Source organism: Vibrio sp. 10N.222.48.A3 (genome assembly GCF_041475345.1).
GTDB classification, from domain to species: Bacteria; Pseudomonadota; Gammaproteobacteria; order Enterobacterales; family Vibrionaceae; genus Vibrio; species Vibrio tasmaniensis_A.
The window spans coordinates 1-11,914 of record NZ_JBFRVX010000183.1 but is presented as its reverse complement, the minus strand read 5'-3'; the positions used below and the strand labels follow the sequence as shown (position 1 = coordinate 11,914).

Genomic DNA, 11,914 nt, shown 5'->3' with positions numbered 1-11,914 from the left:
GTGGTATACGGCACTCGTTAATCTCGATTAACTGAGCCAAAAATTTGAAAGCCACCAAATGCGAATTTGGTGGCTTTTTTGTTTTCTAAATATCTAGAGAACAGATGCGGGAAGCAAAGTTATAAATCGGACTTCACTATTCTAAAGTATCTCGAAGCGAAGCGTACCCGCACCTCTAGGGCAAAGCCCATGCTCGTATTTTTCTTTAACCGTTGGTGCTTTCAAAGATCTTGTCAGCTGATGCCGCGACAAATCCGGTATAAAGCTCACCATTAGCCATCGCATAACGCTTAGCGAACTCATAGAAGCCGCCAGGAATCATCTCATTGCGTTCAACAAATGAAACTGGGACTTTGTCTGCCATTGTTGATGATTGCTCTAATAAGACCACTGGAGAGCCTTTCACCTCACCGCCAGATACATTGATAGTGAATCCCGACTCATTCAGATAGTCATTCACGGCCTGCACTTCATCGAACTTATTTAACTGGTTCACACTCACCGTAAAGTGGTTTGCACCGTAACCATGAGCGGCTAGCCAAGAAGCGTACTCACTCTCTTTTGCTAGCACTTGGAAATCTGCGAAGCTCAAATCCCAAAGACGACCACCAAACAAGAATTCATGACCTTGCAGTTTGCTAGCATCCACTTGCTCAACCAACTTAGCAACGATCTGTTGCAGGTCACTTGAACACTCTTCGACCTTCAACTCACTAATGAACACTTTTGGTTGGTTTGGATCTGGGTGCTCGTAGTGCTTAGCCACTAGCTTCTTGCTCTCAAATAAGTAATCGCCACACGCCTTGTAACCTAACTCAAGGAAAGGTTTAGCCAATGTTTCAATACCTAGCGGTGCAACATTGAAAGTACGCAGTGCAATGTGATCATTAATCAGAGCTTCATCTTCTTTCAGCAAATGGTGTACTTTCTCAGCCGATGGGCAAAGCCTGTGAATGTAATCATTCCATAGTGATTTAAAGAGTAGATCGGGCGTCATGGTGACTCCTTGTCAGAGGTTCTAGCAAGCTAGTAATTTGGATTAGAAAGGGAGAGGCTGGACATAGAGTCAGCAGCCATCAGCCTGTGACATACTTGTTCTATTATTATCTACCGCCCAATCTAGGTGTCGGACGTGGGTGAAAATAGGAAGCGATAACACCGCTTCCTTATTACACAATCAATCAATGAATCTGTTACTCATGAACCTAGAGCTCATAAGCTTATGATTCATCAAGTTAAAGCTTAAGAACCAAAACTACAGCTCAATACCTGGGCTAAACGTAGTTGGCAGTTGAGTTTCACCACCTTCCATTGACGCCATTGGGTAAGCACAGTAGTCAGCCGCATAGTAAGCACTTGGGCGTAGGTTGCCTGAAGCACCCGGGCCACCAAATGGTGCATCACCACTTGCACCTGTTAGCTGGCGATTACGGTTAACAATACCCGCACGGATATGGTCAACGAAGTATTCCCATTCGGAATCGTCGGTTGAAACTAGGCCTGCAGACAAACCAAAGCGCGTGTCATTAGCCAGTTCAACGGCTTGCTCTAGCGATTGGTAGCGAACCACTTGCAGTAATGGGCCGAAGTACTCTTCATCTGGCAACTCAGCAATGTTGGTTGCATCGATAATACCCGGAGAAACAAACGCCGCTTCGCCCGCTTTTGCTTCGACTAGGCTTACACCACCTAACGATTGCAGATTAGCTTGCGCGTCCAAAATGAACTTAGCTGCCGCTTCAGAGATTTGTGGGCCCATGAAGGGTGCTGGTTCTGCGAACGGCTGATCAACACGAATCTTCAAGGTAGCCGCAACGAGCTTATCGAGCAGTTGTTCACCCTTCTCGCCAACAGGAACATACAAACGACGCGCACATGTACAACGTTGACCCGCACTGATGAAAGCCGATTGGATAATGGTATAAACCGTCGCGTCAGCATCACCAAATTGGTCACTGATCACCATCGGGTTGTTGCCACCCATCTCTAGCGCCAGCATCTTGCCCGGTTGACCCGCGAATTGACGGTGAAGGATATGACCGGTATTAGCACTACCCGTGAATAGCACGCCATCAAGACCTTTAGCATCAGCCAGTGCGATACCTGTCTCTTTAGCGCCTTGCACTAGGTTGATCACGCCAGCAGGAAGGCCTGCTTCTTGCCATAGCTTCATCGCAAACTCACCTGTCCAAGGTGTCTGCTCTGACGGCTTAAATACCACGGTATTACCCGATAGCAGTGCTGGAACAATATGACCATTAGGTAGGTGACCTGGGAAGTTGTAAGGGCCAAATACCGCCATAACGCCTAATGGACGATGACGCAGTACGATTTGGTTACCTGCCGCTTCACGCGAAGCTTCACCAGTACGTTCGTGGTACGCACGAATAGAGATAGCGATTTTACCCGCCATTGCGCCCGCTTCAGTGCGAGTTTCCCAAATCGGCTTACCCGTCTCTTTTGCAATAATCTGTGCAATCTCTTCGCTGTTCTCTTTTACCTTCTCAGCAAAGTTCAACACGATCGCTTCACGCTCTGCAAAGCTCAGTTTCTTCCAAACTAAGAACGCATCACGAGCCGCTGCTACTGCAGATTCAACCTGCGCTGGTGTTGCACTATCGCCTTGCCACACGACTTCATTGTTGTATGGGCTTACTGATGTCATGGCGTCGCCTTGACCTGCCACCCACTGTCCTGCTATCCACTGAGTCATACTTCTATCCTTAAAATCTTCGACAGATAATCGCCGCTCTTATTGAGCCAACATACGAACGAATTCGCCTTCTTTTACTTCAAGAGCGCTTGCTACTTCAGATGATAAAATCACTGTGTCGCTTGCTTGGTCATACGCGCCTTTCGCGGCTACTGCGCGGAAGTTCTCAAATGAGGTATTACCAATTAGGAAGTCTTTAGAGCTGGAGTGCTCTGCAATTTGAACCTGAGCTCGAATCGCATGACGCACTGATTCAATGTTTCTTAAATCACACTCAACCGTTGGGCCTGCATCAAAGATGTCGACATAACCACGGTTAGTGAAACCTTCACGTTCCAACAACTTAAGTGCTGGGCGTGTATTATCATGTACCTCTCCAATCACCGCCTGAGCCTCTTTGCTCAGTAGGTTCACGTAGATAGGCAGCTTCGGCATTAGGTCAGCAATGAAGCCTTTCTTACCGATACCAGTGAGGTAATCAGCAAGCGTGAAATCAATTGAGAAGAAGTGCTCTTGCAGCCATTGCCAGAAAGGTGAGTTACCTTCCGCATCCGATACACCACGCATCTCAGCAAAAATCGTTTTCGAGAAACGCTCTGGGTGCTCTGACATGATCAGGAAGCGACACTTCGACATCAAACGACCATTCAATCCACCACGGAAAGCTGGACGCAAGAACAGTGTGCAGATCTCACTGCATCCGGTGTAGTTATTGCCGAAAGTCAGCAGCTTAACGACGTTATTCACGCCAAGCTTTTGCGATGAGTGAACCACTTTGCTGATGTGGTAAGAGTAAAACGGAACATCCCAGCCAATTGAGGCTTCGATGCCTGTCGTGCCTGCAACTTCTCCTGTTTCAGTGTCGAAGCCAACCATTAGGTAGCCTTCATCACCGGGTTCAGTCACGTCTTGTTTAGCAAAGCTGTATTCAGAGTGAGTAATTCGGTTAGTTAACAGTTCTTCGTTAACCGGAAGAGATGTGAATCCGTGACCAGATTCAACCGCGCAGGTATGCAGCGCATCGTAATCAGATAATTTTATTGGGCGAACAACTAGCATCAATATTCCCTCCAGATGCAAAACAGGCCCAAAACCAGAAGCTTGGGCCTTTAGCAGTACGTCATGGGATCGCTCTAATGGCGATCATTCCTATGACGCCGCTCAGGCTAAACTAGCGTAGCGATTGCTTTGTCTAGTTTTGATAAACCTTCTTCAATTTCTTGTGTTGTGATAACCAGTGATGGAGTAAAACGAACTACGTTTGCACCCGCAACCAGTACCATCAAGCCTTGTTCGCCTGCTGCTACTAGTACATCACGAGCACGACCTTGCCATGCTTCATTAAGCGCAGCGCCTAGCAATAGGCCTTTACCGCGAACTTCACTGAATATTTGGTATTTGTCGTTAATCTTAGCTAAACCATCACGGAATAGTGCTTCGCGTTCTTTCACGCCAGCCAACGTTTCAGGTTGGCTTACTACGTCAACAACGGCTTCAGCAACAGCACACGCCAGTGGGTTACCACCGTAAGTAGAACCGTGCGTACCCACTTTTAGGTGTGTCGCAAGTTCAGACGTTGTTAGCATTGCGCCAATTGGGAAACCACCACCTAGTGATTTCGCTGTGCTTAGGATATCAGGTGTCACACCTAGGCCTTGGTAAGCGTAAAAGTTACCTGTACGGCCATTACCTGTTTGCACTTCATCAAAGATAAGCAGCGCATTGTGTTTGTCACACAGTTCACGAACCGTGTTCACGAACTCAGATGTTGGAGAGATGATACCGCCCTCGCCTTGCAGAGGTTCCATCATGATTGCACAAGTACGATCAGAGATGTGCGCTTCTAGCGCTGCAATATCGTTGTAAGGCAGGTGAGTTACATCGCCCGGTTTAGGACCGAAGCCATCAGAGTAAGCCTCTTGACCACCCACCGTTACGGTAAAGAAAGTACGACCGTGGAAACCTTGTTTGAATGCAATAATTTCAGATTTCTCAGGACCGTGAACATCCGCTGCCCAACGACGAGCTAGCTTCAATGCTGCTTCATTCGCTTCTGCGCCAGAGTTGGCAAAGAATACTTTTTCTGCAAAACATACGTCGGTTAGCTTTTTCGCTAGACGCAGCGCAGGTTCGTTGGTCATCACGTTACTTAGGTGCCAAATCTTGTTTGCTTGCTCAGTAACTGCGTTAACCATTGCCGGGTGACAGTGACCCAAACAGCTCACAGCGATACCACCAGCAAAGTCGATATACTCTCGGCCTTGTTGGTCCCAAACGCGTGCGCCTTCCCCTTTTACTGGGATCATTTCCATTGGGTTATAACAAGGCACCATCACCTCATTAAACAGACTACGTTCTACTTTATTTTCCACTGTCATCGTACATTCCTTCTCGATACCGCAAGCTTCGCAAATAAGCGTAATGGTTCATAAGTGAGACAAAGATATTTTGTCTCGCCATAATCCCGCTGCAGCATTATATTTACATTTAATTAACCTTTTCAATAGTAGATTATTCTTTAGCCATCCCTCACAACCAGCTAAACGTCACTACCTATGACTATTTATGCATCAATTAATCTGTTTTATGAAGCTTTTTTTACCTAAACGTATGACTAGTAATAGCAAAGCCTTACTGGCACAGCGGTATATAGGGTTCGAGAGGAAATAACGCGAATAATTTTGCATAGGCTAAAAACTTAGCGAAGCGAGAGAGAAATGTTATAAAAAGTGATCGGCGTCAGAGGAGTAAGAGACTCGTAGAGCCCGAATTTAAACGCTTAACAAATTGGCTGACAGGTTTAACTGGCTTATTTAGGCGGAGAAAGGGGCAAATTTAAACACTCAACGCGCTAAGAAGTTAGCGAGAAGTTGGTGTCCCTGCTCTGTTTTAATCGACTCAGGGTGAAATTGTACGGCATCAATCGGCAAGGTTTTGTGTTGATAACCCATGATCTCATCCATGCTGCCATCTTCAAATTCCGTCCAAGAGGTCAATTCAAAGCAGTCAGGCAGCGTGCCATTTTTCACCACTAGAGAATGGTAACGTGTCACGGTTAGAGGGTTATTCAACCCCTGAAAAACACTCTTGCCATTGTGGCGGATGGGAGAGGTTTTACCGTGCATCACTTGTCTGGCTCGCACGACTTCACCACCAAAGACTTGAGCAATGGCTTGATGACCAAGGCACACACCTAAGATAGGCAACTTACCCACGAAGTGTTCAATGACTTGCAGAGAGATTCCCGCATCATCGGGCGTACACGGGCCCGGCGAGATAACAAGATGGCTAGGATTCAGCGCTTCGATACCTGCGATATCAATCTCATCGTTGCGAACAACTTTCACAGTGACCCCTAACTCACAGAAATACTGATACAAGTTATAGGTAAAAGAGTCGTAGTTATCGATGATAAGTAACATGGGTCGAAATCGTTTGCTAAATACTAAATGATTGGGAGATATAGGGGCGGTATTGTGCAATACCCATGGCGAAAGGCAAGTGGAAACTGCATTTCGCCAATAATTAAGGCCAACCTAAGTTGACCTTAATTGTTTACAGATAACTTTCAGTTACCTGTATCAACTGGCTTGCGCAGTTAACGATGTCACTACTTGCGACGACGCCACATTGCTAAGCCAAACAATGACATCAATGCACCTAAGCCGAATGAACCACCGACTTTAAGCTCAAGAACTGCCGGATCATGATCCGATGAACGGAAGTGATCTTGGTACTTCGGCAGATCACCTTTGAACTCTTCGTTGTAATCAAGCAACTTCGATTCACCGCCGTTGATGTGCCAGTCAGTCGCATCCACCACCATGTCTTTCAGGCTGTCGCTGATCAACAGGTGATCCAAAGCGCCAACCTCATCATTGTATGAGTAGCTCCAGCTGTCTGGGTGCTTTTGAGCCACAGCATTAATGTAGCCGTAGTTCTTAGTAATCACCGCACCGTTATCGCCAAACTGCTCGACACCGTCAATGTAGGTGTTACGCGCCGCTTTGATTTGCTTACCGTATTTCTCTTCAGAGTAATCCGTCAGTACCAGCATTGGGTCTTCCATGCCGTACGAGTTCATATCACCCAGAATCACTTTATGGCCTTTGATGCCATCTAGCGCTTCACCCAGTGCAACCGCAGCAGCCACACGGAAGTTCTCACATGAGCCTTGCTTATCGGCGTCAACACCACCTTGGCCGCCCTGTTCGACAGGGGCTGCATCTTCCCAACACTTAGAACCTTTCGATTTAAAGTGATTAATCGCAACGGTCAGTTTCTCTTTGGTGCCTTTCACTTTAAAAGTTGGCGCCAATGAGTCACGTTGATAGTTCTTACCGTCTTCAATCACCTTGCCTGAATCGTCTAACACTTCTGGTGCTTGTTGGCTTGGCATCGCGATAACACGGCTGTCTTTAAGCTTCACTACCTTCTTGCGGTAGATAACACCCGTTGTGATAACGTCAGTACCAATCGAGTCCATCTCGTCGGTTACGCCATCTTCGTTCGAGTCGACAGCCACAAAGGTATAACGGTCTTTCTTACGCTCAATGCGATCATTCAGTTGGTTTACAAGTTGCTGAATAGCAGAGCCTTCACCAAAGCCGTTGTTCTCAATTTCCATCAAACCAATGATGTCTGCATCTAAGCGAAGAATCGCGTTCACAATCTTCTCTTGCTGCATCTCAAACTCAGTGATGGTGTTCGCGCCACGGTTGTTGCCGTGCTGATTCGCGTCGCCACCAAATGGAGAGTTAAAGTAGTTCAATACGTTGAAGGTCGCGATACGTAAATCACCTTCATCCATATCTGGTTTGTCGGTACGCGGATCGTTACGTAAGAAGTTTTCAGCCGAGATCTGGTTGGTCGTAATTAAACGATACTCACCGTAGCTGTAGGTCAGCACGCCTTCTAGGCCAACAATGGTGTCATCAATGCGGATGTAATCTTCTGTTGAACCGTCTTGGTCGATATCAGTGCGGCCAAAATCTGGATAAAAAGGGACTTGTCCATCAGCCGCTTTTTGATCGGTTTCAACGAAAAGACGACGGTCTGCGTTGTCTTCAGTTTGCTGCTTCGCTTCGTCAGAACCCGCGGCGAAAAGCTGATTTGGCTGCATGTTAATACGCTCATGCGCCAGTACCATGTTGTTACGACGACCTGCGTAGTCATAACCAAAGGTACGCGTCACACGCATATCAAGTGCTTCGGTTGTTTTCACCAACATGCCTTCGTAGCGTTCAAGCGTTGCAGCGAAGTTCTCGTCACTGTCTAACACTTCAATCGCTGTCGCTTGTGGTGCTTGTTGTTCGCCCTGCTTTAGCCATTGGTTGTTTTCAACTTTAAGCTGAGTGTGGCTGTAGTATTCTTGAACCTTACCTTTCACACACACCACATCGCCCGCAGTTAAATCTGAGCTTGACTGGTTAGTGTGAATAAATAGACCTTCAGAGGTACTTGAATTGAAGTCATCCTCAAGTGCTTGCAGATAGAAGCCTTTGGTTAGGCCAGTAGTGACTGCACTTACCACACCTTTGACGAAGTATTCATCGTCAGTGATGTATGGATAGCCATCGATGAATGGCGATGTAGCGCCCTCACCTTGGATTTCTTGAATGGTGGTGAATACTGGGTCAGAGCCATCTTGTGTACAAGTAAACGCTTCTGGCAGTTCAACACTGTCTAGTGAACCTAGGCCTTCAATACTGTCTTTTGGTAGCGATACCCATTGTGAAGCATCAAACGTCGCAGAAGGTGTTTGTGTCGCACGAACCAAAGTAACATCTTTGCCCCAGTCCACATCGCCCATCAAACCAACAACATCATGTACCGAACCATCTGAATTCAAAATAGCCAGCGGGTCGTCACCGTTATGATTGGCGATAGAGGCATTAATGATGTCAGCTTGAGCTTTAATCTCATCACTCGCACTAGAATGTGCGACCACGAGTACTTCACCGGGCGCTAAAACGTGGCCATCTAAAGGTAAAGTGGCGCCCCATGATCCATTGCCATTGGCAGACTTCGCCAGTGAGTAACCATCTAAGTTAATGCTGCTATCGCCGTTATTGGCGATCTCAACCGCTTTGTTGTAGCTGCCGCCTTCCACATATTGTGAAATAAACAAATCAGCGTGTGCGCTTGTGGTTAACAAGCTACCAATTGCCACTGCTAGCAATGAAGGTTTGTGTAAAAGAGCCATCCGTTTCACCTGAGTTCATTGATTTATAGTCACTGCCATCTATGGACAGTCATGTATTTTGTGGTAACTATCAGGTTTATTTATGAAAGGAATAAGTCAGTTGGCAAGAAAATGAGGAACTTATCACTTTGGAATCATCAATTGTTTGGCACGTTATATATTTCCAACATATATAGAAACGAGAGTGACTTTATAAAGCTTGAGGATACCAAATAAGATCACCTGCACAGCATTAGCATGATGAATGTGTTAGCTAGATAATGCTTAAATTATCAATTCAAACAAGAGATTTACTGGGAAGGTAAATGGAGCGGGCAATAAAAAGCCCAAAGTAAACAAAGTCACTTTGGGCTTGAATTTCTAAACGAGTCGTTTTAGTAAACCCTATGGGCGAGTAACAAAACCTACCGCTTCGTATGCTTTTTTCAGTGTTACTGCAGCACGCTCAGAGGCTTTTTCGGCACCCGCTTTCATTACTGCGTCCATGTAAGCACGGTCAGCACGGATACGGTGGTATTCAGATTGAATCGGCTCAAGCATCTCAGCCAATGCTGCGCCTACATCTTTCTTAAATGGACCGTACATTTCAACGCCTTGGTACTGCGCTTCGATCTCTTCAAACGTTTTACCCGTCGCCGCAGAGTAAAGACCCATTAGGTTAGAGATACCTGCTTTGTTTTCCCAATCGTGAGCAATACGTGGTGGCGTTTCTGCATCGGTTTGCGCTTTGTTGATCTTCTTGATGATCGACTTAGGCTCTTCTAGCAGAGTAATCACGTTCTTACGGTTGTCATCCGACTTAGACATCTTCTTCGTCGCATCTTGCAGGCTCATTACACGTGCATTCACTGTTGGAATGTAAGGTTCTGGTACTTGGAAGATTGGCGTTTCAGGACCGTAAATGTTGTTAAAGCGAGTTGCGATATCACGCGCTAGCTCTAAGTGTTGTTTCTGGTCGCTACCTACTGGCACTTGGTGAGCACCGTAAAGCAGGATGTCTGCAGCCATCAACACTGGGTAGTCGTATAGGCCTACGTTTACGTCGTTTGAGTGACGTGCAGACTTATCTTTAAACTGAGTCATACGGCTCAGTTCACCCATTTGCGTGTAACAGTTAAGAAGCCAACCAAGTTGAGCATGCTCTGGTACGTGTGACTGAACAAATAGCGTGCTCTTCTTTGGATCAACACCGACAGCAAGACAGATTGCTAATGCGTCTAGAGTCGCTTCGTGCAGTGCTTTCGGATCTTGGCGAACCGTAATTGCATGAAGGTCTACAACACAGTATTGGCAATCGTAATCATCTTGCATCTGTTGCCATTGACGTAGAGCACCCAAGTAGTTACCGATACTTAGTTCACCAGATGGTTGAACACCACTCAATACGATGGGCTTGCTCATGGTTTTAATTCCTTTGCTTGTTAGCTAAGCTCGTTAACTTAGTTTCTTAACCTAGTATCTGAAAAACTTAGCTTCTTAACTTTAAAATAGAAAGCCGTACAGCTCTTCTGCACGGCTCATCCAGTGTACTCATTGATAAGTATTTTGCTAGTAGGTTAGCTAACTTTTATCCGCTTTATGCTGAAACTAGAACGACATCTAGTAATTGCGCAATATTGTCTGCGACATAGTCAGGGTTTGATACTGAAATCGACTCACCGTGGTTGTAGCCGTATGTCAGACCAAACGAGTGACAGCCAGCATTCTTAGCCGCTTTGATGTCATTGCTTGAATCGCCAACCATCAGCATCTCTTCAGCTTTTACATTGTGCTTTTCTAGCAACCAGTTCAACGCCACTGGATTCGGCTTTTTCTCTGGGAAAGAGTCGCCACCCAACACATCAACAAAGTACTTATCAATATCGTGTTGCGCCAGAACGGCTGGTACAAATTTCGATGGCTTGTTTGTTACAAGCGCCATGGTGAAGCCCGCTTTATCCAACTCAGCTAACGTTTCTTTTACTGATGGGTAAAGGTGGCTCAGCTTATGGCCACTCTGCTCGTAAAAATCATCAAACAAGATACGCGCTTTCTTTAGCAGTTCAGGCTCTAGGTTTGGATCAACCGTCAAGTTGCGGCTCAGTGAGCGCCCGATAAGAACGTCAGCACCATTACCCACGTAGTCGCGAACTTGCTCTTCGCTTACAGAAGAAAAACCCAGTTCCTGACAAGCCTGATCAGCGGCAACAGCCAAATCAGGCACGCTATCTAACAAGGTTCCATCCAAATCAAAGGCAATCAGTTTTATTGAGCTTAATGACATCTTACTTTCCTATTTATTATGTTCGTCTTATGAGTTGAGCTCCAAGACGTAAAAAAGGGGCCAATGAGCCCCTTAATATTCAATCTATCTGTAGTTTTACGATTATGCGTTTACTTTTGCAAGCTCTGAACGCATCTCATCAATCACTTCTTTGTAATCTGGTTGATTGAAGATAGCGGAACCCGCAACGAACATATCTGCACCCGCTTCTGCAATTTCACGGATGTTATCAACCTTCACGCCGCCATCAATCTCAAGGCGGATATCACGGCCAGATTCGTCAATAAGTTTACGAACAGCGCGCAGCTTATCAAGAGTATGAGGAATGAAAGATTGACCGCCAAAGCCAGGGTTCACTGACATCAGTAGAATCATGTCGACTTTGTCTAGGATGTAATCAAGGCAAGAAAGTGGCGTTGCTGGGTTAAGTACGACACCCGCTTTACAGCCGTGTTCTTTGATTAACTGTAGAGTGCGATCAACGTGCTCAGACGCTTCAACGTGGAAGGTAATCATTGATGCGCCAGCTTTGGCAAACTCAGGTACGATGCTGTCTACTGGCTTAACCATTAGATGAACATCGATAGGAGCTGTGATGCCGTAGTCGCGCAATGCTTTACAGATCGGTGCACCAAAAGTCAGGTTAGGTACGTAGTGGTTATCCATCACATCGAAGTGCACAACGTCGGCACCGGCTGCGAGTACTTTTTCGACGTCTTCACCAAGACGAGCA

General features: G+C 46.2%; 9 protein-coding genes. All 9 read right to left on the bottom strand.

What is annotated here, in order from left to right:
* Nucleotides 1–205 precede the first annotated feature (205 nt).
* Complete coding sequence (locus AB4653_RS06530; RefSeq protein WP_009848919.1) at nucleotides 206–997, bottom strand: DUF1338 domain-containing protein; 792 nt, start codon at nucleotides 995–997, stop codon at nucleotides 206–208.
* A gap of 258 nt (nucleotides 998–1,255) precedes the next feature.
* The gene (gene astD / locus AB4653_RS06525) at nucleotides 1,256–2,713 is read right to left on the bottom strand and encodes a succinylglutamate-semialdehyde dehydrogenase (protein ID WP_102258058.1); all 1,458 of its coding nucleotides are present in this window, start codon (nucleotides 2,711–2,713) and stop codon (nucleotides 1,256–1,258) included.
* A gap of 39 nt (nucleotides 2,714–2,752) precedes the next feature.
* A complete protein-coding gene (astA, locus tag AB4653_RS06520; protein ID WP_009848917.1) occupies nucleotides 2,753–3,772 on the bottom strand; it encodes an arginine N-succinyltransferase in 1,020 nt (339 codons plus the stop codon).
* 107 nt (nucleotides 3,773–3,879) lie between these two features.
* Complete coding sequence (locus AB4653_RS06515; RefSeq protein WP_009848916.1) at nucleotides 3,880–5,091, bottom strand: aspartate aminotransferase family protein; 1,212 nt, start codon at nucleotides 5,089–5,091, stop codon at nucleotides 3,880–3,882.
* Between the two features lie 465 nt (nucleotides 5,092–5,556).
* Nucleotides 5,557–6,135 carry an aminodeoxychorismate/anthranilate synthase component II gene (locus AB4653_RS06510; RefSeq protein ID WP_009848915.1) on the bottom strand — a complete coding sequence of 193 codons (579 nt, stop codon included), beginning with the start codon at nucleotides 6,133–6,135 and terminating at the stop codon, nucleotides 5,557–5,559.
* A gap of 188 nt (nucleotides 6,136–6,323) precedes the next feature.
* Nucleotides 6,324–8,918 (bottom strand): ExeM/NucH family extracellular endonuclease, encoded by a 2,595-nt coding sequence (locus AB4653_RS06505; protein ID WP_102258059.1) that lies wholly within the window; start codon nucleotides 8,916–8,918, stop codon nucleotides 6,324–6,326.
* A 384-nt stretch (nucleotides 8,919–9,302) separates the two neighbouring features.
* Complete coding sequence (gene trpS, locus AB4653_RS06500) at nucleotides 9,303–10,319, bottom strand: tryptophan--tRNA ligase (RefSeq protein ID WP_009848913.1); 1,017 nt, start codon at nucleotides 10,317–10,319, stop codon at nucleotides 9,303–9,305.
* Nucleotides 10,320–10,494: 175 nt separating this feature from the next.
* A complete protein-coding gene (locus tag AB4653_RS06495) occupies nucleotides 10,495–11,181 on the bottom strand; it encodes a phosphoglycolate phosphatase (RefSeq protein ID WP_009848912.1) in 687 nt (228 codons plus the stop codon).
* A gap of 102 nt (nucleotides 11,182–11,283) precedes the next feature.
* Nucleotides 11,284–11,914: ribulose-phosphate 3-epimerase (rpe, locus tag AB4653_RS06490; protein WP_372103625.1), on the bottom strand; the 631-nt coding region annotated here is incomplete at its 5' end.